Below are 24,417 nucleotides of genomic sequence, written 5' to 3' on the forward strand. Positions count from 1 at the left end.
ATGGGGGATTTAACGACATTTGAGACGATTATTATTGCTATTGTAGAAGGATTGACAGAGTTTCTTCCGGTTTCTTCTACGGGACACATGATTATTACGCAAAACATTTTAGGAGTAGAAAGTACTGAATTTGTAAAAGCGTTTACTGTTATTATCCAGTTTGGCGCGATTCTTTCAGTGGTTTGTCTTTATTGGAAGCGTTTTTTCCGGTTGAACCATACACCGGCTCCTGCGGGTGCTTCCGCATTGAAGTGTTTTCTGCATAAATTTGATTTCTACTGGAAATTACTGGTAGCTTTTATTCCTGCCGCCATTTTGGGATTCCTGTTCAGCGATAAGATAGACGAGATGCTGGAGAGTGTAGCAATAGTGGCAGTGATGTTGGTGATCGGTGGTATATTCATGTTGTTCTGCGATAAGATCTTTTCGAAAGGAAGCGAAGATACGGTGCTGACAGAAAGAAAGGCATTCAATATCGGTTTGTTTCAGTGCATTGCCATGATACCGGGAGTATCCCGTTCGATGGCTACCATCGTCGGAGGTATGGCCCAGAAGCTGACTCGCAAGGATGCTGCCGAGTTTTCATTCTTCCTTGCCGTGCCAACCATGTTTGCGGCAACCGGTTACAAGGTGTTGAAACTCTTTCTGGATGGCGGTACGGAGATTCTTGTCAACAATATGCCGGCACTTATTATAGGTAATGTAGTAGCTTTTATCGTCGCTTTGCTGGCTATCAAGTTCTTTATTAGCTTCGTTACGAAATATGGCTTTAAGGCATTTGGCTGGTACAGAATTATTGTTGGCGGAACCATTTTGGTAATGCTGCTGCTTGGATACAACTTAGAAATTGGCTGATGAATTTTAAAAAAGGAGAAGTACTGTTTTTCAATAAACCTTTCGGATGGACCTCATTTAAAGTAGTAGGGCACGCCCGCTATCATATTTGCCGTCGGATCGGAGTGAAAAAACTAAAAGTCGGCCATGCCGGAACACTGGACCCTCTTGCAACGGGGGTGATGATTGTATGCACAGGCAAGGCAACAAAACGGATAGAAGAGTTTCAATATCATACGAAGGAGTACGTCGCAACGTTGCGTTTGGGCGCTACTACCCCCTCCTATGATTTGGAACATGAGATAGATGCCACCTACCCTACTGAACATATCACAAGGGAACTGGTGGAAGAAGTACTGACGCATTTTATTGGTGCTATCGATCAGGTGCCTCCTGCTTTCTCTGCCTGTATGGTAGACGGCAAGCGTGCTTATGAACTGGCCCGGAAAGGAGAAGAAGTCGAACTAAAAGCAAAACAGCTTGTTATCGACGAGATTGAATTGCTGGAATGTCGCCTGGATGATCCGGAACCGATGATTCAAATCCGTGTCGTATGCAGCAAAGGGACTTATATCCGCGCCTTGGCCCGCGACATCGGCGAAGCACTCCATAGCGGAGCTCACCTGACAGGATTGATCCGTACCCGTGTAGGTGATGTCCGGTTGGAAGACTGTCTGAATCCCGAACACTTTAAAGAGTGGATCGACGGACAGGAGATAGAAAATGAGGAAGAAAATAATTAACGTAATAAGGAATAGATATGAAATTATCACAATTCAAATTTAAGTTACCCGAGGATAAGATCGCTCTACATCCTATGAAATATAGGGATGAGTCTCGTTTGATGGTATTGCATCGTAATACAGGTAAGATTGAGCACAAGATGTTCAAAGATGTGTTGGACTACTTTGATGATAAAGATGTGTTTATATTCAACGATACAAAGGTATTCCCTGCCCGCTTGTATGGTAACAAGGAAAAGACAGGTGCTCGTATCGAAGTATTCTTGTTGCGTGAGTTGAATGAAGAGCTTCGTTTGTGGGACGTATTGGTCGATCCGGCACGTAAGATACGTATCGGTAACAAGCTGTATTTCGGGCCGGACGATTCAATGGTGGCTGAAGTGATTGATAACACCACTTCTCGCGGACGTACGCTCCGTTTTCTTTATGACGGACCTCATGACGAGTTCAAAAAGGCACTGTATTCTCTGGGTGAAACTCCACTCCCCCATTCTATTATCAACCGTCCCGTAGAACCGGAAGATGCTGAACGCTTCCAGTCTATTTTTGCAAAGAACGAGGGTGCGGTGACTGCTCCGACTGCTAGTTTGCACTTCAGCCGTGAGTTGATGAAACGTCTGGAAATCAAAGGTGTGGACTTTGCATATATCACTTTGCACGCTGGTCTGGGTAACTTCCGCGACATCGACGTAGAGGACTTGACGAAGCATAAGATGGATTCGGAACAAATGTTTGTAAACGAAATGGCGGTGAAAACCGTGAATCGTGCCAAAGATAACGGTAGAAATGTATGTGCGGTAGGTACGACAGTGATGCGTGCTATTGAAAGCGCAGTCAGCACTGACGGACATCTCAAGGAATTTGAAGGATGGACTAACAAGTTTATCTTCCCTCCGTATGAATTTACCGTAGCCAATTCAATGATTTCCAATTTCCACATGCCGCTTTCTACCTTACTGATGATTGTAGCTGCTTTTGGTGGTTATGACCAGGTGATGGATGCTTATCATGTAGCATTGAAAGAAGGTTACCGTTTCGGCACGTATGGAGATGCAATGCTGATTTTGGACAAATAATGGCAAAAGTTTATCTGGGACTCGGCACTAACCTTGGGGATAAAGAACAAAATCTTCGGGATGCCGTGCAGAAAATAGAAGAGCAGGTAGGGAAAATCGTTTCCCTGTCTGCTTTTTACATAACTGCCCCTTGGGGATTTTCTTCCGATAACAGTTTCCTGAATGCAGCGGTTTGTGTAGATACCGAATTGGCTCCCATAGACGTTTTACAGAGAACGCAGGCGATTGAACAGAAATTGGGACGTACGAAGAAATCCGTTAACGGCATATATAGCGACCGCCTGATTGATATTGACTTGTTGCTTTATGATGATTTGATACTTTCCACCACTTCTCCTTCAGGAGCAAAGTTGATCCTCCCACATCCGTTGATGGCAGAACGTGACTTCGTCATGAAACCACTGGCGGAAATTGCTCCCGGATTAGTGCATCCGGTACTTGGAAAAACGATAAAGGAGCTTACTTCTTCTTTTTCTCCGCAATAAAGACCGGTAAATAGGCAATGCATCCTATCAATACTGCATACAGCAAATGAATCTCCTGAAACGGCTTGTCGATGAAATGGCAAACAATGGCGTAGATAGCAATCGTGAAGCCTATATAAAGAGCCAGCACCAAAAGCGTTTTTAATTTCTTATTTAGAATCATTATAAATCTATTTATGTGTTAAATACAGGGCAAAGATACTCATTATCTCCGAAATCTCTTTATCTTTGCAACCGAAATGAAAGTGTGGACAGATTTGAGTAGCTTGCAACCACGGAAAAAAATGCTAAAACACGTCTGATTGACGCCTTTCGGTTTATCCTTTGCAGCACTCGCCTCTCCTACTCTCTCTCATTTTTTAATTTTCAATTTTTAATTCTTAATTTAAAAAGATGGGATACTTATTTACATCCGAATCGGTGTCAGAAGGACACCCCGACAAGGTAGCCGATCAAATATCGGATGCTGTGCTTGACAAACTGTTGGCTTACGACCCCAGTTCGAAAGTAGCTTGCGAAACACTAGTGACTACCGGACAAGTGGTGCTAGCGGGTGAAGTGAAAACAAAAGCGTACGTTGACCTCCAGCTCATCGCGCGCGAAGTGATTAAGAAAATCGGTTATACCAAAGGAGAGTACATGTTCGAAAGTAACTCTTGTGGCGTACTTTCCGCTATTCATGAGCAAAGTCCCGATATCAACCGTGGTGTAGAGCGTCAGGACCCGATGGAACAGGGTGCAGGCGACCAGGGTATGATGTTTGGCTACGCTACCAATGAAACGGAAAACTATATGCCGCTTTCTCTTGATCTGGCACACCGCATTCTGCAAGTGCTGGCCGACATTCGTCGTGAAGGAAAGGTGATGACTTACCTCCGCCCCGATGCCAAAAGCCAGGTTACTATCGAATATGATGACAACGGAACTCCTGTTCGCATCGATACAATCGTTGTTTCTACGCAACATGATGACTTTATCCAACCGGAAGATGATTCTCAAGCCGCCCAGCTGAAAGCTGACGAAGAAATGCTGTCTATCATCCGCCGTGATGTGATTGAAATTCTGATGCCTCGTGTCATTGCTTCTATCCATCACGATAAAGTGTTGGCACTGTTTAATGATAAAATCATTTATCATGTGAATCCTACGGGCAAGTTCGTAATTGGTGGTCCTCACGGAGATACCGGTTTGACAGGTCGTAAGATTATCGTTGATACTTATGGTGGTAAAGGTGCTCACGGTGGTGGTGCTTTCTCCGGAAAAGATCCTAGCAAGGTAGACCGTAGTGCAGCTTATGCAGCACGCCATATCGCAAAGAATATGGTTGCGGCAGGTGTAGCAGATGAAATGCTTGTACAGGTGAGCTATGCTATCGGTGTGGCTCGTCCGATCAATATTTTTGTAGATACTTATGGCCGTTCCCACGTTAACATGACGGATGGTGAGATTGCCCGCGTTATCGATCAGTTGTTCGATCTTCGCCCGAAAGCAATCGAAGAACGTCTGAAACTTCGTAATCCTATTTATCAGGAAACAGCCGCTTATGGTCACATGGGACGTGAACCGCAAGTGATAACGAAGAAGTTTTCTTCTCGTTACGAAGGAGATAAAACAGTGGAAGTGGAACTCTTTACATGGGAGAAACTCGACTACGTAGATAAAATTAAAGCTGCTTTTGGTCTGTAAAACAGTCTGAAAGCGAGCTTAGCTCATTCGATAAGAGCCACAATCTCAACTCCTTCTAGTAGGATATGAGGTTGTGGCTCTTGATTTTAAATAAGTTATATTTAAATAAATATCTTTTGGATATTAAACTTCTTTTGCCGGAATTTGCTACTTTTGACCTGTAAATAAACGGACTGCCTAATGAAAACAAGATGTTGTTATCCTAAACGCTATTTATTGTTGTTCTTTAGTTTACTTGTCAGCGTAGGTAGCATTCTGATGTCTGTCTCTCTATCTTCCTGCTCTTCTTCGGTGAAGAGTCCATTGCTACTATCTGCTGACTCATTGATGGAAATATATCCTGATAGTGCATTATCCATTTTGGAATCAATTTCCTCCCCACAGAAATTACCACGTGCTGACAGAGCACTTTATGCGCTATTGCTTACGCAAGCAAGGCATAAAAATTATATTGCTTTAGGAGATGACTCGCTGATAAAAATGGCTGTTGAATACTATGGTGATAAGAAGAAAAGTGTACGTGCTGCAAAAGCTCATTATTATTGGGGAGCTACTTATTTAGAGAAAGGGTATACTTCATTTGCTGTAGACGAGTATTTGACGGCAATTCGGTTGATGCCTGTTAGGGATGAGTTCTTGGCAATGATATATGATAATCTTGCGGACTGTTATGAAAAAGATGATTTGTATGATATAGCGATTGAGGCTTATCGCCAAGCTTATCAGATATTAGAGGGGGGAAGTCAGCAGACATATCCATTGAGAGGTATTGCACGTATCTGTTTATTACAAAATAAAAAGGATAGCGCATTGTTGTATTATCAAAAAGCTCTTGATTATGCATTAGCAGAGCAAGACTCTAGTTTGATAGGAGCTCTTTATCATGACCTCGCTATGGTTTACAATGAAAAAAAAGATTATGTTCAAGCCGATAAATATGTATCGAAAGCAATGATTATGCAAGGGGATGATGCTGTTAATGTCTGTTTGTCAAAAGCTCAAATTATGTTGAATTTGAATAAACTTGATTCTGCCAGTTATTTCTTTAGTAAGAATATAGACCAACTTAATATTTATGGAAAGGCTGTTTGCTATGATGGAATGCATCAAATAGCAAAGAAAAGAGGTGAATGGAAGATTGCGACAGAAAATATGGATGCATATAGAGTGCTTTATGATTCTATGCAGATTATGAATGACAATGAAGAACTCAATCGACTTATGGATAAACATCAATTAGAAGAACATAAGAGGCTATTGTCAGAACATACTAAAATGCTGGTTTTTACTTTGGTTTCTGTATTCTTTTTCTTAATGATTATTTGTGTCTTTTGTTTTATGTGGAATGATAGGAAAAGGAAAAAGCGTTATATAGCATTACAACGTGAATTGACCCAAAATCGGGTAGATACTATGCTGCTCAAAGAGGAAGAGATTTCGGAAACTAATAAAGAAGATCTAGATAAGAAAAGGTCGAAGTTAACAGAGCAGCAAATTCAATTATGTATATCTGTACTTAAAACAACTAATTGTTACGATCAATTGGAAGCATTAGAGAAAGCGACTCCTAAACAACTATTGGTGATGCGTAGTTTGAGAAAAGAGATACGTTCTGAAATTTCTAGTGCATTTGTTGATGTGATGATGAATTTGAAGGAGCGTTATCCGGCTTTAACTGGTGATGATATATTTTATTGTGTTCTTTCATTGCTTTGTTGCTCGAAAACTGTCATGATGGAGTTGATGGATGCTACATCAGATGCTCTTAAAACCCGTAAAAATCGTATAAAGAACAAAATGGATGCTCAAATTTTCGATCGCGTGTTTGGTGTTGATATTCAGTGAGATATGCTGATTTCTCTAGGCTTGTTTTGCTTCTAAATGAAAGGCTGTTACCATTGTTACCGCATAAAAATCGTTTCTTTTGCTTCATCTGTGTATTTTTGGAGCGAAATTTTAAACCCATTTATTATGAAAGCTAAATTTTTACCTTTTTTGTTGTTGACTGTCTTACTTCAAGTAAGTATGTTTTCTTTTGCACATGAAATGATATCTGCACGTCAAATCAGGCTAAAGAATAAAACTGAGGTACAACATCGGTCTATCCCTGTTACTCCTGATGCTTTTATTGAAAACTCATTGTTATCTATTGACCTTCTTTCTACTGTTCCCACTGTAACTGTTACCATCAAGGATGCAGAGACGGGAGAAGTGGTTTATACATCTACTGATTTAAATGTAGATAAGGTTTATATTGATCTTGCAGGTGAGGAAAAAGGTAAATATACTTTGGAGATACAACTTCCGAAGGAAGCCTTTATCGGAGATTTTGAATTAGATTAAATCTTTGGAATATATATTATTTGCAACTAACATAAGATGATATACCTAAATCATTAACTGTTGAAGCCCCGCTGCTGAAATATATGGCGCATTGCTGAAATGACGATTTAGATGACCGAAAGGGGAAAGAGTCGGTTAACTTTTATTCGTGGGCTTAATAAGCCTTGTGAAAGGCTCATTAAGGTATATTGAAACGTAAAATTAAAATCACTTTTTAATTGTGTGCTGGATTACTACTGGTAGGGTATTTGAACAATTTTATGGTTCAGATAATGAAGTTTATTCAGCAACAATGTGATACACCTGTTAGTAGATGAGAAATCTGTGATAGATGTATTCTCTGTGAGAAAAGCTCTTGGACTTCTAAAAAGTAAGAAGTCCAAGATTTTTTTATGAAGATAGATAAATGCGGAGATAAAAATGATCTCTGATTAAGTTGAATATGAATAACGGAATTTTTTCGTAATTTTGCCTTCTCGATATAATAATGGATAGTGATGAAGATGAACCAGATAAATTCCGTATGCGTATATAGCGCTTCCAGTACCAAGATAGATGCTGTTTACTTTCAAGCAGCCGAGACTCTCGGCCGTCTGCTTGCCGAACACCATATCCGTTTGATAAACGGAGCTGGAAGTATCGGTCTGATGTGCTCTGTGGCAGATGCTGTGTTGAAAAATGGCGGTGAAGTGACCGGAGTGATTCCCCGCTTCATGGTGGAACAAAACTGGCATCATACTGGACTGACAGAGCTGATCGAGGTAGAATCCATGCACGAACGCAAACAGAAGATGGCCAATTTGAGTGATGGTATCATCGCTTTGCCGGGTGGATGCGGTACCCTTGAAGAATTGCTGGAAATTATCACTTGGAAACAATTGGGGTTGTATCTCAATCCGATTATAATTCTCAATACAAACAGATTTTTCGATCCATTGCTCGAAATGCTTGAAAAAGCAATCGATGAAAACTTTATGCGACGCCAACACGGTGATATATGGAAAGTGGCGCAGACACCGGAAGAAGCTGTTCAGCTGCTTTATGAGACTCCTGTATGGGATATTTCCATTCGTAAATTTGCAGCGATATGATAGGTGATACACTAAGTTCCCAGAACACGGATACCTTGTCTCTTCTCCAGCAGAAACAGATTAGTCCGGCAAAGGCAGACAGTGATAGCCTGCAGTTGGCCGATCTTCATGCTGTACAAGAGGTTGATTCTGGCTTTGAAGGAACCCCTATCTCCTACTCTCCCCGTACGGATGATGCTATTGCGCTGACATTGCTGGCTTGCTTCTTTCTCTCCTCCATTGCCTTGGCACGTGGAAAGAAATTTCTCTCCCAACAGGTGAAAGACTTTGTATTGCATCGCGAACGGACGAGCATTTTTGATAGCTCTACGGCGGCTGATGTGCGTTATCTCCTTGTGCTTGTATTGCAGACCTGTGTCTTGTCGGGCATCACATTTCTCAATTATTTTCATGATACATGTCCCGCTCTGATGGACCATGTATCCTCTCTCCTTTTGCTGGGTATTTACGTTGGTTTTTGCCTCGCTTATTTCTTACTAAAATGGTTGCTTTATATGTTTCTGGGGTGGACGTTTTTTGATAAAAATAAGACAAATATATGGCTGGAATCGTATTCTGCGCTCATATATTATGTCGGATTTGCCCTTTTTCCGTTCGTTCTTTTCCTGGTTTATTTTGATTTGAGTCTAACGAATTTGGTTATAATTGGGTCTATTATTTTAATTTTCACTAAAATATTGATGTTTTATAAGTGGATAAAGCTTTTTTTTCATCAATTTAGCGGGCTTTTCCTATTAATTTTGTACTTTTGCGCTCTTGAAATAGTACCTTGTCTTTTACTGTATCAGGGTATGATTCAAATGAACAATATTTTGCTAATAAAATTTTAGGACGTTGAAAATTAGAAAAGTACTAGTGTCGCAGCCTAAGCCTGCGTCAGAGAAATCTCCCTATTACGACATAGCTGAAAAGTATGGCGTTAAAATAGATTTCCGGCCCTTTATTAAGGTTGAAAGTCTTTCGGCGAAAGAATTTCGGCAACAGAAAATTTCGATTCTCGACCACACTGCCGTAATATTCACTTCGCGCCATGCTATTGACCATTTTTTCACTTTGTGTACTGAATTGCGCGTGACAATTCCCGAAACTATGAAGTATTTCTGTGTGACGGAAGCTGTTGCATTGTATATTCAAAAATATGTGCAATATCGTAAGCGTAAGATCTTCTTTGGAGCTACTGGAAAGATTGAAGACCTGATTCCTTCCATCGTAAAGCATAAAACGGAGAAGTATCTCGTTCCGATGTCAGACGTACATAATGACGATGTGAAAAACCTGCTCGACAAGAACAGCATTCAGCATACGGAAGCTGTGATGTATCGCACGGTGAGCAACGACTTTACACCGGACGAGGAGTTTGATTATGATATGTTAGTGTTCTTCAGCCCTGCCGGAGTGACTTCTTTGAAGAAGAACTTCCCGGATTTTAATCAGAAAGAGATTAAGATCGGAACGTTCGGATCTACTACCGCACAGGCTGTACGTGACGCAGGTCTCCGTCTGGACCTTGAGGCTCCTACGGTGCAGGCTCCGTCAATGACTGCCGCACTTGACATGTTTATCAAGGAAAACAATAAATAAACAGAGTGGGTATATATACTTTGTGTAAAGCCGAAAGGCTGAATAGTAAAATTTTGATCGGAAAGATGTTTGAAGGCGGTGTTTCTAAATCGTTTTCCATCTTTCCGATACGCGTTGTATATATGCCTGTCGAGCAGGGCGAGGCTCCTGCTTCCATATTAATCAGTGTATCGAAACGTCGTTTTAAACGGGCGGTGAAACGCAACCGGGTGAAACGCCAGATACGTGAAGCCTACCGGAAGAACAAGTCTCTTCTGGTGGATGAACTGCAACGCCGGGAGCAACGGTTAGCCGTTGCCTTTATCTATCTGTCGGACGAGCTTGTTGCTACTGCCGAGCTGGAAGAGAAAATGAAAATAGCGCTTGCGCGCATCTCCGAAAAACTATTCTCATGAAACCTCATAACTCCCGGATATCTACCGCGTGGGTATTCGTTACGGGAATTTTGAGAAAGGTATTTTCCTTCTTCCTGCTTGTTCCCATCTATTTTTACCGGATTTGTATTTCACCCCTTACTCCTCCCTCTTGTCGGTTCACGCCTACTTGTTCAGCGTATGCGCTCGAAGCAATTAAGAAACATGGTCCTATAAAGGGGCTTTATCTTGCTGTGCGGCGTATTCTGCGATGCCATCCCTGGGGTGGTTCCGGTTATGATCCCGTGCCTTGAGACAACTGAAACGAGAAATAGAAAATGAAAAAGAATGTGACTGATATTTTAGATATCCATACTCATAAACAGGAAATTGATACCCAAGGAAAATCCATCATCAATTATCCGTTATTGGCAGACCCTCCATTGTATATGCCTCTGGCAGAGAATGTGGAAGTGGCTGTGGGTAGAGGATCTTATTATTCTATTGGTATTCATCCTTGGGAGGTGAGAGAGAGTAATGTCAGTCAGCAATTGAGCTTTCTTCAACAGCAGCTACAGAGAAAGCAGTTTGTAGCTGTAGGAGAGGCGGGGCTGGATAAATTGGCAAAAGCTCCGATGGAGCTTCAGTTAGCGGTGTTTAAGGAACAGGTAAAGTTGTCGGAAAAGCTCGGTTTGCCGTTGATTATTCACTGCGTGAAAGCAATGGAAGAACTGCTGGGTGTGAAAAAAGAATCTCGCCCCCAACAACCTTGGATATGGCATGGCTTTCGTGGAAAACCGGAGCAGGCGGTACAGTTGTTGAAGAAAGGGTTTTATCTTTCTTTTGGGGAATATTATCCCGATGAAACGATGCAGATAGTCCCCGATGAACGCCTATTTTTGGAAACGGATGACAGCTTGCTTGATATTGAAGATATCCTGTGTCAGGCAGCCAGGGTGCGTGGGGTAGAAGTGGAAGCGTTGTGTGAGGTGATTCGCCGGAATATCCAAAATGTCTTTTTTAAGGCGTAAGAGTTGTATCTTCCGAGAAAGAGTCGTACTTTTGTCGCACATGGAATTGAAATACAATAAAAACCAAATAATTAAAGAGTAATACGATGAATTTTGTAGAAGAATTGAGATGGCGTGGCATGTTGCAGGACATCATGCCGGGAACAGAAGAGTTGTTAAGCAAAGAGCAGGTGACTGCCTACTTGGGTATCGACCCGACTGCCGATTCGCTACACATTGGTCACCTTTGTGGAGTGATGATCCTTCGTCATTTCCAACGCTGCGGTCATAAGCCGTTGGCACTGATCGGTGGCGCTACAGGTATGATTGGTGACCCTTCCGGTAAATCGGCAGAACGTAACCTGCTGGACGAAGAAACATTGCGTCACAATCAGGCATGTATCAAGAATCAGCTTGCCAAGTTCCTCGACTTCGAGTCGGATGTACCTAACCGTGCCGAGCTGGTGAACAATTACGACTGGATGAAAGACTTCACTTTCCTCGATTTTGTTCGCGAAGTAGGTAAGCACATCACTGTAAACTATATGATGGCGAAAGACTCTGTGAAACGTCGTCTGAATGGTGAAGCACGTGATGGATTGTCATTTACTGAGTTCACTTACCAATTGCTTCAAGGATATGATTTTCTTCATTTGTATGAAACAAAGGGGTGTAAGCTCCAAATGGGTGGTTCTGACCAGTGGGGAAACATCACTACCGGTGCCGAATTGATCCGCCGTACCAATGGGGGAGAGGTGTTCGCATTGACTTGCCCGCTGATTACAAAGGCTGATGGTGGTAAGTTTGGTAAAACAGAATCCGGAAATATCTGGCTGGACCCTCGCTATACTTCACCATACAAGTTCTATCAGTTCTGGTTGAACGTAAGCGACTCCGATGCCGAACGTTATATTAAAATCTTCACCTCCATCGAGAAAGAAGAAATTGAAGCATTGATTGCCGAACATCAGAAAGCTCCGCATTTGCGTCTTCTCCAGAAACGTCTGGCTAAGGAAGTGACTGTGATGGTTCATTCTGAAGATGATTATAACGCAGCAGTAGACGCATCGAACATTTTATTCGGTAATGCGACTTCGGAAGCTTTGCGCAAACTGGATGAAGATACGCTGCTTGCTGTATTCGAAGGAGTGCCTCAATTTGAGATTTCCCGTGATGTATTGGCAGAAGGAGTAAAGGCTGTTGATCTATTCGTTGATAATGCGGCCGTATTTGCGTCGAAAGGTGAAATGCGTAAATTGGTTCAGGGCGGTGGCGTTTCGCTGAATAAGGAGAAGCTGGCAGCCTTTGATCAGGTAGTTACGACTGCTGACCTGCTCGACGAGAAATATCTGCTTGTTCAGCGCGGCAAAAAGAACTATTATCTGCTGATTGCAAAGTAATAATGCATGATTCATTCGATAGAATATAAAAAAGTGAACGAAATATTTGGAGGTTTGCTTGCAAACCTCTATCTTTGCACCGCTTTTTAAGAGAAAGCACATAAGTTTGGACTATGGTGTAATGGTAGCACAACAGGTTTTGGTTCTGTTTGTCCAAGTTCGAATCTTGGTAGTCCAACGAAGAAAAGCCCTGAAAGAGATATCTTTCGGGGCTTTTTCTTTTTTTGTGGATGCAAAGTCACTTCTTAAGTCATTAGAACGTTCACATACGGAACAACAACATGATGATTTCTATAGTTTGGTTGCAAAAGCGGAGGAAGATGCCTTGAAGAAGTATCTCTCTATTAGGATGTAAGAAATTTGTTATAGCTTATTTGTACGTAATATTGACTGTTTCGATGTTTGCCCTACTCATCTTTGAATAGACTTCTATATTGTTAGCAACAATATATTTACATTTCTATAATAAATCCAAATACCGTTTTTAATAAATAGTGAGAGAGTTTATTAAGAACGGTATCTGAGTTTATTAGAAACTATTTTCAGAGAATTATTGGAATATGTGGGATTTATATATACAAAATGAGGTTGTGTCAAAACGCTGACACAGCCTTTTTTTATGCGCAAAGCCCAGACTTTCTCAAGCCCGGGCTTTGTTATTACCCAAAGTTTTCGTATCTTTAGGTATAAAGTTTTTCGTTATGGCAAAGTTACATTTTCGTCCTTACATTCCCAACCAAACCGTTCTTTTTCCACAAAGAATTGATGAAAACATAGCTGCGACCGACCCGGTCCGCATCGTGAATGCTGTTATTGACAATCTCAATCTTGAGAGTTTCAAGAAGCTTTATAAGGAAACGGGCCGTTGTCCTTATCATCCTAAAATGATGCTTAAGGTGATAATCTACGCCTACATGAATAATATCTATTCTTGCCGTAAAATAGAGAAGCACCTCCTTCGTGACATTCATTATATTTGGCTTGCCGGTAATGAGCATCCGGATTTTATCACGATCAACCGTTTTCGTAACCGTGTAAAGGAGGAAATAAATAATGTATTTACCCAGTTGGTTCTTGTCCTTGCCGATAAAGGTTTCATCAGCCTTGATGTGGAGTATATCGACGGCACCAAGATTGAATCCAAAGCCAACAAATATACTTTTGTCTGGCGCAAGACAGTCGAACGGAACCGTACGAGACTAATGGATAAAATCCGTATTCTCTTGGAACAGGTGGATGAAGCCATTGCACAGGAGAACTCTATAAAAGACACATCCGTGGAGTTTACTCCCTGCAGGCTCTCTGACATAGTGGATGAACTTAAAGAAGCCCTGGAACGCCAGCCTGCAACAAAGGATAAGGAAGAAAAGAAAGCCCTGCGCAAAAAGAAGAAGCAGGTCATGGAACTTGAAGGGTATCGTGACAAGCTGATAGAATACGACAATCACCTTGATACCCTTGGAGAACGTAACTCCTATTCCAAGACCGATCCTGGTGCCACATTCATGCGCATGAAAGAAGATGCCATGAAGAACGGGCAGACCAAACCCGGATATAATCTGCAAATAGGTACTGAAAACCAATTCATCACAGACTTCCGTCTGTTTCCCAACCCTACCGATACACTGACCCTCATACCTTTTTTCCACTCTTTCCAGTACCGCTATAACCGTTTACCGAATATCTGTGTGGCAGACTCCGGTTACGGTTCGGAAGAAAATTACCGGTTCATGCAGGAGAATGGGATAGAAGCCTTCATCAAGTACAATTACTTCCATAAAGAACAGCGTCCTCGTTATACTCCCAACCCGTTCCATGCCGAAAGTCTCCATTACAATGCCCAAGAGGATTATTACGTTTGTCCTATGGGACAGCACATGAACCGTATAGGAACCAAACGTGACAAGACAGCGAGCGGATACATCATCGAAAGTGCCCGGTATAAAGCAAAAAGATGCGAAGGTTGCCCTTTGCGTGGCAGTTGTTTTAAAGCTCGGGGGAACCGTATTATAGAAGTCAACCACCGATTAAATCAATACAAACGGCAGGCACGGGAAAGGTTGCTCTCAGAAGAAGGTATCAAGCATAGAGGCAGGAGGTGTATAGAACCAGAGGCTGTGTTTGGACAAATGAAATACAACATGGCATACAGAAGATTCCGGCATGTGGGAGAAGACAAGGTTACAATGGACTTTGCTTTCTTTGCTATAGCCTTTAATATCAAAAAAATGTGTGCTAAACTGATAAAAGAAGGAAAGGGGCTCATTACAGTTGCCAAATATATGTTTATGGGACTATTTATAACCCGATATAATTGGAATATAGCAACTTGTTGCCAAATGCATGAGGAAAAAGCAGCATAGCCAAAAGAAAATATAGCAGAACTGTAAAATATAAAAGAGGTTGTGCCAACGTTTTGACACAACCTCATTCGGTTCTTCCATATATGGAAATATATGTTTTGATAATGTGTTATTATGTCTTGATTTTTATATAACTCATATTGCTTTTTTCTTTTTCTGTTCCTCAAAGATACAAAATAAAAAGAGGAAAGTCAATAGCTAATCTTATTTTAATGGAAGTATAAGCAGAAAACGTGCGCCATTGGTGTAGCTCTTGTCTACTTTGACTTCTCCATGTAATCGTTCGGCTATGGTGCGGCATATATTCAGTCCCAGTCCTGATCCCTGTTTGAACTCATCCAACTTCTTGAAGCGTTCGAATACACTATCCATCTTGTCGGCAGGGATGCCCGGCCCGGTGTCGCTGACAGAGAACGTGATTCTGTCGGGATACTCGGTCAGTGAACAATGCAGATGGATTTCCCCTTTTTCTGTGTGCTTCTCTGCGTTGGTAAGGAAGTTGATAAGCACTTGTTGCAGGCGTTGTTCATCTGTGGTGATCTGGAAATCGTCTGCCACTTCGGAGGTATAATAAAGCTTCACTCCTTCCGCTTTTCGATCCATTACGGTAGAGAGTATGAGCCTGCACATTTCGTTGCAATGGCAGGAAGTCAGGTTCATGGTGTATTTGCCGCTTTCCAGTGCGGAAAGGTCAAGAATATCGTTGACAAGCGTGGTGAGCAGTTCGGAGTTGTGTTGGACGAGCGAGCTGAATTCTAGCTTTTCCTCATCTTCCAATGGCAGATCCGGGTTGGATAATAATTGTGAGAATCCTACGATGGCATTGAGCGGGGTACGGATTTCGTGGCTCATGTTCTGCATGAAATGAGTCTTCATCTTGTCTGCCTGTTCGGCACGGTCGCGGGCAATCGTCAGTTCTTCGTTCTTCTCTTGCAGTTGTCTGATTGATTTTCTGCGTAGATAAAGGTAGAGCGTGAGGGCTATGGCAAAGAAACAGAAGAATATCAGGATGAATTTCAATATCATCAGCTGGCGTTCGGATTCTGCCTGTTTAGCTACCATAAGACTCTGTGTACGTTCGGTTTCCGCTTTGAATTGTGCGAGCTCCAGGTTACGGTTTTTTAGTAGTAGCTCGTTATTTTCGGCGTTCATCTTCTCGATTTCCACTTGCGATTTCGTTTGCTGCAGTTCGAGCGTTGTCTTTTGCAGGTTTAATTGTGTGTTTTCCAGCTGCAAGGCTTGCGCTTTTCTTTTCAGTTGTTCGTTGCCGATACGCACATTCAGTTCCGACAGGTCGGCAGTCTGTATGAGTTGGTTCAGAGAATCCTGTAAACTCTGGAGCTTCTGAAGCGCTTGGTAAGCGTCTTTGTACTTCTGCTCTTTTGCGTAAATATTTGCCTGAAAAGCTATTCTCTCATGTAAGATAGAGGTGGAGTCGGCGAGAGCATGCGCTTTATCATATTGTTGGTTGAGTATATAATTGTATATCTTCAACTTATTCAGTTCATTCCTTCTGGTTTCACCATGTTTTTCGGTCGCTTTTAAACATTCCTGATAATAGCTTTTGAATTCCTCCTCCCTGTCGAGCGCGTATAAAAGTGTGCATTTACGCAGCATACAGGCATATTTGTTGGTTGAAGTCTTGGCACACTTGATTCCTTTCTCGGCATTTTCGTAGGCTGCTTCATATTGTTTCAGGTTTTGTTGGAGCATGGATATGTTCCAGTATATATAAGATATATCCTGCTCAGGGAGCTTCTCCTGTGTGTATACCAGCGATTGTTGGTAGTAATCCAGTGCCGTCCGGTTTTCCCTGCGCGCAAAGTAAATGTTTCCCATCATTCGCAGGCAAGTGGAGATACCGTAGGGATAGTCGTCGGCAAATGCCTGTTCTTTAGTCAATTCAGCCTCCTGGAGCGCACGCAGGGTATTACCTGTGTTCATCAGGTAATTAACTTTGTAGATGCTGCCAAAGTAGTAATATTGCAGGTAGTTGTTCTTTCGGGATATCTCCTGAAGCCTGCTGATTGCTTTCTCCAGTAATTCCGTTTTCCCATTATTGAAATAGTAGATTACCGGAATGGTAAGAGCGAGGCATTGTGCCTTTTTATCGTTGATCCGGATGGCTTTGGTATAGATAGTATCAGCTATTTCCAGTCCGGTTGCGTTGTTACGGTGTTTAGTTGCCTCCTCATAAAGTAGATAAAGAGAGTGGTCTATCTTGTACGGATTGTCCTGCGCCTTGGTTGGAAGGAGAGATCCGATAAAGGTGAACAACAAACATATACTGATATACCTGACTATTTTCATCTTGATTACTATGGATTTACAGTGTTCTTATTGTTTATTTATGGCATTGTTATATTCGTATTCTTTGGCGGGAATCACCCACATCCAGTTGTTGGCGTCTTCCGGGTTGATAGTTACGGCTGCGTTGGTCATGTAGTTTCCTCCGTCTTCGAAGGTGTGGCGTACGATGGTGTCTTTGCGCCGTTTGAAGTCAAACCAGCTGAATCCTTCGCCCCATAGTTCGATGCGGCGGTAGAACTTTATTTCGTCGAGCAGTGCCTGACCGCTCTTGTCGCAAGTATATTGAGGGTCGCGTCCGCTGTCGCGGATCAGTTCTTTCAGTAATTGCCTTGCTTCCGCTTCTTTTGAAGGCGTCAGGTGGCAGTTGGCTTCTGCTTCGATGAGATACATCTCCGAACTGCGGAAAAGATTGAAAGGCATGGCACCTACTTTGTCGATACACTTAAATTTGAACGACATATAAGCGTATATTTTTGCCGAAGTATTCAGGTCGGGATGCAACCCTTGGGCGTAACTGGTGAGTGCACTTCCGCCCAGACCATTGTTTGTTATACCACCCGTGTTATAAGTATATTCGAGCGGATCGAGAAAAAGTCCCCTGCGGATATCACTTTCCGGTAATGCATCGTACAGTTCACGGTTGATACAGGCCGGATAAGTGCATACAAGAGTAGAGGAGGAGTTGTATGCAAGGCGTGCGGCGAGGGATGAGTTTCCCAGCGATTCTTCTTCACTGTCATAGATACTCCATATCCATTCGCGGTTGACGGTACTGAATCCGTCGAAATATTCATCGGCATTCATAAGCGGATAACCGGCACGTGCTAGTGCAGCGTAATGGGCGGCAGTACTCCAATCCTCACGGGTGAGTGCGGCACGGGCATAGGTGGCGTAAGCGGCATTCACATTGATTTTGTGATTCTCGTCTTCTTTGCGGGCAATTCCGGATGCCTGATAATAGGTGATGGCCTGGTTAAGGTCGTTGTAAATCTGTTCGTAACAGGCCAGCATAGAAGAAAGAGGACAGTCGCCGGTAGAAGATGTATTGAGCCGGAGAACCACCCCTTCAGCACTGCCGTTTTGCGAATCGCACCAGCGTGGCGAGTAGAACTGCAGCAGTTGCAGGTAACAATAGGCACGGTAGGTTAGTGCCTGCGCATAAATATATTTGAATTTATGACTACCTTCGGGGTCGACATAATTTATAATAGCGTTGGCATTACTGATTACTTTGTAGTAATAATGCCACATATACTCCGTGTAACTACTGGTAGGTATGGCATGAGAAGCCCCGTTGAATATCGTATAGAAATTGTTGCGGGGACAATACATGTCAGCCCCCTGATACTCGGCATACATCAGTTTGACAGATCCTTCACCGTTGAATGACACGCCATCGAGTTTATTAGTGGGGTAAGTGGTTTTCATCAACTTCTCCAATCCGCTGACAGCATAGGCAGCGTACGCTTCATCCTTGAATAAATCGGCAGGAGATACCTGATTGGTAGGGGCGGTATCCAGATAGTCGCTGGCGCAGGAGTAACACAACAGCGTCAGGAGCAGGCAGAATCCTATGGAGTGATTCAGGAATTTCATGTGTATGGCTTTTTTCTTCATAAGGCTATAAGTTAATGTTGACTCCGAACGAGAAAACACGGGCGATACTCGTATAATTGTTGACGATTCCGTCAAAAGTCTGTACCGGGTTCAGCCCTTTGCGTTTGCTGAACAGGGCGACATTCTCTATGGCAGCATGCAAACGGATGCCGCCGAGTGTCAATCGTTTGCTCCATGTGGCGGGCAGGCGATAGGAGAGGGTGATGTTCTTGATGCTTAGATAGTCACCGCTTACAATATAGCGTGTAGATGCTTTCTGGCTGTTATATCCATTGATCGTTGCATCCAGATTCACTTGCGGAATACCCGATGGATCGAGACGGTTGGGCGATGTGGGCGTCATGCCTTCGGGGATTGCTGTCCATGCATTCAGTAAATCGGGAGTCAATGAATGTACGCCTACCGATGTCAGAGTCTGATAAGGCTGGTCGAAGACTTTGGAACCGCAACTGAAAATCATCAGGGCGGACAGAGTCAGGTCTTTCCAGCGGAGAGAGGTGGTGACCGAGCCGTTTATCTTCGGTAATGAACTGCCCGACCAGTCTTTGCGTGCATATCTCGGGTCGCCTGTATAATATTGTCCGTTGATGTCTACCCAACTGTCTGTCGGAATCGGATTTTTACCTTCGGTGCTCTCTTCTCCGTTTACGGGTGTTTTTCCATCCTCTCCGGCAATGTAATAAGCGTTGAAGTCCGGCAGATATACACTGCGACCTGTCATCTGGTCTACGCCAGCATACTGGTACAGCCAGAATTCATAAATGCTGTGTCCCTCTTTGAACTTCTGGAAATCTCCGTTCGTAATTCCCTCTTCCCGATCTTTATCCGGCAGTTTTCCGATCTTGTTTTTCACTTTGGAAAGGTTCAAACCTACATTCCATTCCCATTCCCGGTTGCGGATGATATCCCCGTCGGCAGAGAATTCCCATCCTTTATTGGAAACGTCTCCAATGTTTCGCCAGACGGTGGAAAGGCCTGTCGATGAGTCAGTGGCACCGGCAGATAGTGGTTGGATAAACTTGAACAGCAAGTCGTCCGAATGCTTGTTATAGTATTCGAAACTTAGGTTCACACGGTTGAAAAGACGAGTTTCCAGACCGATATTCAGCGAAGAATTCGTTTCCCATTTTAGTTCCGGGTTTTCGTTCTGCACTTTGTAGTAAGCGGCTTCTCCACCGTTGACGGCAGAGCCGTAGAGAGACATCCACTGGTACAGGCCATTACTGCTTCCGAAGTTATCGTTTCCCACTTGCCCGTAAGAAACCCGTAACTTGAGGCGGTTCAGCCACGACACGTTTTTCAGGAACGCTTCGTTGGAAAGCATCCAGCCGATACCTACGCTCCAAAAGTTACCCCAGCGATGGTCTGTATGGAAGATGGAGGAACCGTCGCGCCGGAAAGAAGCTTCGGCAAAATAAGTTTCGTTGTAGTCATACCGGGCCCGTGTGAAGTGACCCTCTGTACGATAGGTGTCTTTATATCCCTCACTGTAAGTTGTGGTGGTGAAATTTGAAAGTTCGTCTATTCCGGGAAAGCTCTCATTCTTTTTCTGTATGGCGTCGAAATTAAGCTTGTAATCATAGTTCTCGTGCCCCACCATCCATTCTACGAAATGCCTGCCGAACTGGTGTTTCCATGCCAGTAGCTGTTGCAGGGTGTATTCCTTATATTCCTGATCGATCTTGCTGATAAAACCAGTGTCCTTGTAAGCGCCTATTTCCGCATTTCCGTATTGGCTGTCCTCGATATTGCGCAGGCTGATATTGCCTTTCAATGAGAATGTAAAATCGCGTAGGAAAGAAACGTCCACATAGGCATTTCCTTGCAAGGTATTGGCAGCGTTCCACAACTTGTTCTTTTCGCTTTCCCACAGTAGATGGCGTCCATTGCTGGCGGCATCCGATTCCGAACGGCTTTCCGAACCGTCATCATATTGTTTTCCGCCTTCTTCGTTCAGGATATAATCTCCTTTGGAATGAAGCAATGAGCCGTCGCTGGCAAATACATCCTCTGTATAGTGGAGGTGCACCGGATAGATAGGTGCTATTCTCCGTGCAAAGTAAAATGCATTCGACAGGTTATTGGATTGCGCACTTCCGGCGGCTCCTATATCCCAGTTCGTTTTCTGGTGAGTGCCTCCGAGCGACAAGCCCGTTTTTAGCCATGGGCGTGGGGTGAAGTCAGCGTTGAGTGAGCCGCTAAGACGATTGAAATCACTTTTCCTGGTATATCCGTCTTCATTAAGATAGCCTAGCGAGAAACGGATCCGGTTCTTTTCATTGCCGGATTCTCCGCTTAGGTTGTATTCCTGGCGGTGACCGTTACGTGTGTAGGGAGAATACCAGTCGAGATCGTCCTTATATCCGTCCAGTATCCGGGCGTCGGATGCCAGATGACCGTTTGCATCGAAAAGGGCATTATCGGCTTTGTTATAGATGTTGATTCCTACTTTGCTGATAATGTCATTGTTGGTGGCGATGGTCGCTTCTTCGGGACTACTGCCGTTGCTGATAAGCTGGTTGCGATACCCCTGCCACATCGTTTCCATGAATTGATTGGCATTCATACGTTCGTAATCACCCTGTCCACGCGCGCTGAAGCCGTGGCGAATGTCCAGTTGAAGAGAAACTCCCTGTTTCTTCGCCTTTTTGGTGGTAATTAAAATCACACCATTCGAAGCCCGGCTACCGTACAATGCGCATGAAGCAGCATCTTTCAGTACGCTGACGCTTTCTATGTCTGCCGGATTAAGATCGGTGATCCATCCCGTATAGGGCATACCGTCTACCACGTAAAGCGGCTTATTGCTTCCGTTCACCGAACTGTATCCCCGGATCCGGACTTCCGCTTCGATACCAGGCTGCCCCACTCCGTCAATTGTCTGTAGCCCCGGTACTGCTCCGTTGAGCACGGAGATAACAGAACTGACCGGACGCATTTCGATTTGCTTACTGTCCACTACGGAAACAGCCCCGGTAATTGATCTTTTGAGGACAGTGCCATACGCTACCTGCACTACTACTTCATCCAGTTCGTTCACGTTCGGACGCAACCGGATTTCCATCATATTATGCCGGGCAGGCACTTCGATAGTTTGGTATCCTATGTAAGAAATAACCAGCATTTGCTGTCCGGGGAGGGTTGGTTGAAGACTAAACTTTCCATCCAGATCTGAAATACAGCCTTGCCGACTGCCTTTCACTGTGACAGAAGCACCTGTCAATGGTTCCCGGCTTTCCTCATCAATGATGATTCCTGTTATATTTTTTATTTGGGCATAAGTTAGGTTAATGGATAGAAGCATGTAAATGCATATCACTCCTATCTTTATTAAAGTATCTTCTGTCCGTCTTTTAATAATTGTCATAAGTTGTATATCTTGACGTATTTGTTGATTTTGCTTGCTATTTAAACATTTACAAAACTAATATATTATAATTAGTGTTATAATACATTGCCTCCTATTTATGCAATTTTAACGGTGTAGACTGCTAATTATTAGCTGAATTGGCAAATTAGATACTTTTTCTTGTTCTATATTTTATATTATTTGTTCTTGCGGCTCGAGAGATAGAGGCTTCTTTCTTTTTTTCATTGCATTAAGTAGAAATCTCTCCCAAAACGTATTATAGTTCGTTAAAAAAGTATACATTGCACGGATTCTGGACATTTTTGGTGGATAATTGGAACAAAATTGCAAGGTAAACCCGTTTTCTTTTGCTATTTTTGCATCGTGTACGTAAACGAAGTGCACGTAGAATAGAGAACTTATTCAATAACTATAAATAAATAAGGTATGAAAACGAACTATGAAATTCGCTATGCTGCGCATCCGGAAGATGCAAAAAGTTATGATACAACAAGAATTCGCAGAGATTTCTTAATCGAAAAGATATTTGTCCCCAATGAAGTAAATATGGTATATTCCATGTACGACCGTATGGTGGTAGGTGGTGCGCTTCCGGTAGGAGAGGTGCTGACGCTCGAAGCGATTGATCCGCTGAAAGCTCCGTTCTTCCTCACCCGTCGCGAAATGGGTATCTACAATGTTGGCGGTCCCGGTATTGTGAAAGCAGGCGACGCAGAGTTCGAACTGGACTATAAAGAAGCTCTTTATCTGGGTTCGGGCGACCGCGTAGTGACTTTCGAAAGCAAAGACGCTGCTCATCCTGCTAAATTCTACTTCAACTCACTGACTGCACATCGCAATTATCCCGACCGTAAGGTGACGAAAGCCGATGCCGTAGTAGCTGAAATGGGTTCTTTGGAAGGTTCCAATCACCGCAACATCAATAAGATGCTGGTGAATCAGGTGTTGCCTACCTGCCAGTTGCAGATGGGTATGACGGAACTCGCTCCGGGAAGTGTGTGGAACACGATGCCGGCACACGTACACAGCCGTCGTATGGAAGCCTACTTCTATTTCGAAATTCCCGAAGATCATGCTATCTGCCACTTCATGGGTGAGGTAGGCGAGACGCGTCACGTATGGATGAAAGGCGATCAGGCCGTTCTTTCACCCGAATGGTCAATCCACTCGGCTGCTGCTACCCACAACTATACCTTTATCTGGGGAATGGGTGGCGAGAACCTCGACTACGGCGATCAGGACTTCTCGTTGATTACAGATTTGAAATAACAACTACAATAGTTTTCCTAATTTAATAACAAAAAGAATTATGAATCAGTTTTTGAATTTTTCTTTGGAAGGTAAAGTAGCTCTCGTTACAGGTGCTTCTTATGGTATCGGATTTGCTATTGCTTCTGCATTTGCAGAACAAGGCGCTAAAGTTTGTTTTAACGACATCAATCAAGAGTTGGTAGACAAAGGTATGGCTGCTTATGCTGCAAAAGGTATCAAAGCTCACGGTTATGTATGCGACGTGACAGACGAACCGGCTGTTCAGGCGATGGTTGCTACGATTGCAAAAGAAGTAGGTACAATTGATATCCTTGTAAATAACGCAGGTATTATCCGTCGTGTTCCTATGCACGAGATGGATGCTGCTGATTTCCGTCGTGTAATTGACATCGACTTGAATGCTCCATTCATCGTTGCTAAGGCTGTTTTGCCGGCTATGATGGAAAAACGTGCAGGTAAGATCATCAACATCTGTTCTATGATGTCTGAATTGGGTCGTGAAACTGTATCTGCTTACGCTGCCGCTAAGGGTGGTTTGAAGATGCTGACTCGCAATATCTGTTCTGAATATGGTGAATACAACATCCAGTGTAATGGTATCGGCCCGGGTTACATCGCTACTCCGCAAACTGCTCCTCTTCGTGAGCCGCAGGCAGACGGAAGCCGTCACCCATTCGATTCATTCATCTGCGCTAAGACTCCTGCCGGTCGTTGGTTGGATCCGGAAGAACTGACAGGTCCTGCCGTGTTCCTTGCTTCTGAAGCTTCTAACGCTGTTAACGGTCACATTCTCTACGTAGATGGTGGTATTCTTGCTTATATCGGAAAACAACCGAAATAATAGCTGATAGAAGAAATTCCGGTAAGGTGATAGAATGGCAAA

21 protein-coding genes and 1 tRNA gene are annotated in these 24,417 nt (G+C 43.3%); 18 read left to right on the forward strand and 4 right to left on the reverse strand.

Translation table 11 applies throughout. The features are described from left to right. Genes Bovatus_RS16020 through folK form a run of 4 tightly spaced genes read left to right on the forward strand, consistent with a single transcriptional unit; the run spans position 1 to position 3,138 of the window. Positions 1-855, forward strand: coding sequence for an undecaprenyl-diphosphate phosphatase (locus Bovatus_RS16020; RefSeq protein ID WP_004298884.1), 855 nt, complete (start codon positions 1-3; stop codon positions 853-855). Continuing rightward, a complete protein-coding gene (truB, locus tag Bovatus_RS16025; RefSeq protein ID WP_004298886.1) occupies positions 855-1,577 on the forward strand; it encodes a tRNA pseudouridine(55) synthase TruB in 723 nt (240 codons plus the stop codon). The genes Bovatus_RS16020 and truB overlap by 1 nt, the downstream gene beginning before the upstream one ends. A gap of 17 nt (positions 1,578-1,594) precedes the next feature. Beyond that, positions 1,595-2,653 carry a tRNA preQ1(34) S-adenosylmethionine ribosyltransferase-isomerase QueA gene (gene queA, locus Bovatus_RS16030; RefSeq protein ID WP_004298889.1) on the forward strand — a complete coding sequence of 353 codons (1,059 nt, stop codon included), beginning with the start codon at positions 1,595-1,597 and terminating at the stop codon, positions 2,651-2,653. Further along, positions 2,653-3,138 carry a 2-amino-4-hydroxy-6-hydroxymethyldihydropteridine diphosphokinase gene (gene folK / locus Bovatus_RS16035; protein ID WP_004298891.1) on the forward strand — a complete coding sequence of 162 codons (486 nt, stop codon included), beginning with the start codon at positions 2,653-2,655 and terminating at the stop codon, positions 3,136-3,138. The genes queA and folK overlap by 1 nt, the downstream gene beginning before the upstream one ends. Here folK and Bovatus_RS16040 read toward each other — a convergent pair. Then, on the reverse strand, positions 3,113-3,301 hold the full coding sequence (locus Bovatus_RS16040) for a hypothetical protein (RefSeq protein WP_004302899.1): 189 nt from the start codon (positions 3,299-3,301) through the stop codon (positions 3,113-3,115). The two genes, folK and Bovatus_RS16040, sit on opposite strands and share 26 nt — an antisense overlap. 230 nt (positions 3,302-3,531) lie before the next feature. Between Bovatus_RS16040 and metK the strand changes: the two genes are divergently transcribed. From metK to Bovatus_RS16100, 12 genes are all read left to right on the forward strand, one after another. Continuing rightward, positions 3,532-4,824, forward strand: a complete 1,293-nt coding sequence (metK, locus tag Bovatus_RS16045; protein WP_004298895.1) for a methionine adenosyltransferase — start codon at positions 3,532-3,534, stop codon at positions 4,822-4,824. 180 nt (positions 4,825-5,004) lie between these two features. Next, positions 5,005-6,669, forward strand: coding sequence for a tetratricopeptide repeat protein (locus Bovatus_RS16050; RefSeq protein WP_052587936.1), 1,665 nt, complete (start codon positions 5,005-5,007; stop codon positions 6,667-6,669). A 126-nt stretch (positions 6,670-6,795) separates the two neighbouring features. Next, the gene (locus Bovatus_RS16055; protein WP_004298899.1) at positions 6,796-7,167 is read left to right on the forward strand and encodes a DUF3244 domain-containing protein; all 372 of its coding nucleotides are present in this window, start codon (positions 6,796-6,798) and stop codon (positions 7,165-7,167) included. Positions 7,168-7,670: 503 nt separating this feature from the next. Next, positions 7,671-8,258 carry an LOG family protein gene (locus Bovatus_RS16060; RefSeq protein ID WP_008646994.1) on the forward strand — a complete coding sequence of 196 codons (588 nt, stop codon included), beginning with the start codon at positions 7,671-7,673 and terminating at the stop codon, positions 8,256-8,258. After that, a complete protein-coding gene (locus tag Bovatus_RS16065; RefSeq protein ID WP_004298903.1) occupies positions 8,255-9,088 on the forward strand; it encodes a DUF4271 domain-containing protein in 834 nt (277 codons plus the stop codon). Before Bovatus_RS16060 ends, Bovatus_RS16065 begins: the two co-directional genes overlap by 4 nt. A gap of 4 nt (positions 9,089-9,092) precedes the next feature. Beyond that, positions 9,093-9,839, forward strand: a complete 747-nt coding sequence (locus Bovatus_RS16070) for a uroporphyrinogen-III synthase (RefSeq protein WP_004298905.1) — start codon at positions 9,093-9,095, stop codon at positions 9,837-9,839. A gap of 65 nt (positions 9,840-9,904) precedes the next feature. Continuing rightward, entirely contained in the window at positions 9,905-10,234 is a 330-nt protein-coding gene (locus Bovatus_RS16075; protein ID WP_004302915.1) for a ribonuclease P protein component, read from the forward strand. After that, entirely contained in the window at positions 10,231-10,506 is a 276-nt protein-coding gene (gene yidD / locus Bovatus_RS16080; protein WP_004298909.1) for a membrane protein insertion efficiency factor YidD, read from the forward strand. Before Bovatus_RS16075 ends, yidD begins: the two co-directional genes overlap by 4 nt. 24 nt (positions 10,507-10,530) lie before the next feature. Beyond that, positions 10,531-11,223 (forward strand): TatD family hydrolase, encoded by a 693-nt coding sequence (locus tag Bovatus_RS16085; protein ID WP_004298911.1) that lies wholly within the window; start codon positions 10,531-10,533, stop codon positions 11,221-11,223. A gap of 86 nt (positions 11,224-11,309) precedes the next feature. Beyond that, complete coding sequence (gene tyrS / locus Bovatus_RS16090; RefSeq protein ID WP_004298913.1) at positions 11,310-12,602, forward strand: tyrosine--tRNA ligase; 1,293 nt, start codon at positions 11,310-11,312, stop codon at positions 12,600-12,602. Positions 12,603-12,709: 107 nt separating this feature from the next. Next, positions 12,710-12,780: transfer RNA gene (locus Bovatus_RS16095), tRNA-Gln, on the forward strand. A 523-nt stretch (positions 12,781-13,303) separates the two neighbouring features. Beyond that, a complete protein-coding gene (locus tag Bovatus_RS16100; protein ID WP_004296258.1) occupies positions 13,304-14,965 on the forward strand; it encodes an IS1182-like element ISBf3 family transposase in 1,662 nt (553 codons plus the stop codon). Positions 14,966-15,169: 204 nt separating this feature from the next. Here the strand turns inward: Bovatus_RS16100 and Bovatus_RS16105 are convergent, their stop codons facing one another. Genes Bovatus_RS16105 through Bovatus_RS16115 form a run of 3 tightly spaced genes read right to left on the reverse strand, consistent with a single transcriptional unit; the run spans position 15,170 to position 22,259 of the window. Then, a complete protein-coding gene (locus tag Bovatus_RS16105) occupies positions 15,170-17,275 on the reverse strand; it encodes a sensor histidine kinase (protein WP_004296868.1) in 2,106 nt (701 codons plus the stop codon). Between the two features lie 27 nt (positions 17,276-17,302). Beyond that, positions 17,303-18,892 carry a RagB/SusD family nutrient uptake outer membrane protein gene (locus tag Bovatus_RS16110; RefSeq protein WP_004296869.1) on the reverse strand — a complete coding sequence of 530 codons (1,590 nt, stop codon included), beginning with the start codon at positions 18,890-18,892 and terminating at the stop codon, positions 17,303-17,305. 4 nt (positions 18,893-18,896) lie between these two features. Next, positions 18,897-22,259 (reverse strand): SusC/RagA family TonB-linked outer membrane protein, encoded by a 3,363-nt coding sequence (locus tag Bovatus_RS16115; RefSeq protein ID WP_004296870.1) that lies wholly within the window; start codon positions 22,257-22,259, stop codon positions 18,897-18,899. Positions 22,260-22,688: 429 nt separating this feature from the next. Here Bovatus_RS16115 and kduI point away from each other — a divergent pair, with 429 nt between their 5' ends. Together kduI and Bovatus_RS16125 are read left to right on the forward strand one after the other, a co-directional pair. Next, positions 22,689-23,531, forward strand: a complete 843-nt coding sequence (kduI, locus tag Bovatus_RS16120) for a 5-dehydro-4-deoxy-D-glucuronate isomerase (RefSeq protein ID WP_004296872.1) — start codon at positions 22,689-22,691, stop codon at positions 23,529-23,531. Between the two features lie 40 nt (positions 23,532-23,571). Further along, on the forward strand, positions 23,572-24,375 hold the full coding sequence (locus tag Bovatus_RS16125) for a gluconate 5-dehydrogenase (protein ID WP_004296873.1): 804 nt from the start codon (positions 23,572-23,574) through the stop codon (positions 24,373-24,375). The last annotated feature ends 42 nt before the right edge of the window (positions 24,376-24,417 follow it).

The sequence above is a fragment of the Bacteroides ovatus genome, assembly GCF_001314995.1.
In the GTDB taxonomy this organism is placed as follows: Bacteria; Bacteroidota; Bacteroidia; order Bacteroidales; family Bacteroidaceae; genus Bacteroides; species Bacteroides ovatus.

Excerpts from the sequence above, each read along its gene's own strand:
- Bovatus_RS16020 (WP_004298884.1), top strand. The coding sequence starts at position 1 with ATGGGGGATTTAACGACATTTGAGACGATTATTATTGCTATTGTAGAA.
- truB (WP_004298886.1), top strand. The coding sequence starts at position 855 with ATGAATTTTAAAAAAGGAGAAGTACTGTTTTTCAATAAACCTTTCGGA.
- queA (WP_004298889.1), top strand. The coding sequence starts at position 1,595 with ATGAAATTATCACAATTCAAATTTAAGTTACCCGAGGATAAGATCGCT.
- folK (WP_004298891.1), top strand. The coding sequence starts at position 2,653 with ATGGCAAAAGTTTATCTGGGACTCGGCACTAACCTTGGGGATAAAGAA.
- Bovatus_RS16040 (WP_004302899.1), bottom strand. The coding sequence starts at position 3,301 with ATGATTCTAAATAAGAAATTAAAAACGCTTTTGGTGCTGGCTCTTTAT.
- metK (WP_004298895.1), top strand. The coding sequence starts at position 3,532 with ATGGGATACTTATTTACATCCGAATCGGTGTCAGAAGGACACCCCGAC.
- Bovatus_RS16050 (WP_052587936.1), top strand. The coding sequence starts at position 5,005 with ATGAAAACAAGATGTTGTTATCCTAAACGCTATTTATTGTTGTTCTTT.
- Bovatus_RS16055 (WP_004298899.1), top strand. The coding sequence starts at position 6,796 with ATGAAAGCTAAATTTTTACCTTTTTTGTTGTTGACTGTCTTACTTCAA.
- Bovatus_RS16060 (WP_008646994.1), top strand. The coding sequence starts at position 7,671 with ATGAACCAGATAAATTCCGTATGCGTATATAGCGCTTCCAGTACCAAG.
- Bovatus_RS16065 (WP_004298903.1), top strand. The coding sequence starts at position 8,255 with ATGATAGGTGATACACTAAGTTCCCAGAACACGGATACCTTGTCTCTT.
- Bovatus_RS16075 (WP_004302915.1), top strand. The coding sequence starts at position 9,905 with ATGTTTGAAGGCGGTGTTTCTAAATCGTTTTCCATCTTTCCGATACGC.
- yidD (WP_004298909.1), top strand. The coding sequence starts at position 10,231 with ATGAAACCTCATAACTCCCGGATATCTACCGCGTGGGTATTCGTTACG.
- Bovatus_RS16085 (WP_004298911.1), top strand. The coding sequence starts at position 10,531 with ATGAAAAAGAATGTGACTGATATTTTAGATATCCATACTCATAAACAG.
- tyrS (WP_004298913.1), top strand. The coding sequence starts at position 11,310 with ATGAATTTTGTAGAAGAATTGAGATGGCGTGGCATGTTGCAGGACATC.
- Bovatus_RS16100 (WP_004296258.1), top strand. The coding sequence starts at position 13,304 with ATGGCAAAGTTACATTTTCGTCCTTACATTCCCAACCAAACCGTTCTT.
- Bovatus_RS16105 (WP_004296868.1), bottom strand. The coding sequence starts at position 17,275 with ATGAAAATAGTCAGGTATATCAGTATATGTTTGTTGTTCACCTTTATC.
- Bovatus_RS16110 (WP_004296869.1), bottom strand. The coding sequence starts at position 18,892 with ATGAAGAAAAAAGCCATACACATGAAATTCCTGAATCACTCCATAGGA.
- Bovatus_RS16115 (WP_004296870.1), bottom strand. The coding sequence starts at position 22,259 with ATGACAATTATTAAAAGACGGACAGAAGATACTTTAATAAAGATAGGA.
- kduI (WP_004296872.1), top strand. The coding sequence starts at position 22,689 with ATGAAAACGAACTATGAAATTCGCTATGCTGCGCATCCGGAAGATGCA.
- Bovatus_RS16125 (WP_004296873.1), top strand. The coding sequence starts at position 23,572 with ATGAATCAGTTTTTGAATTTTTCTTTGGAAGGTAAAGTAGCTCTCGTT.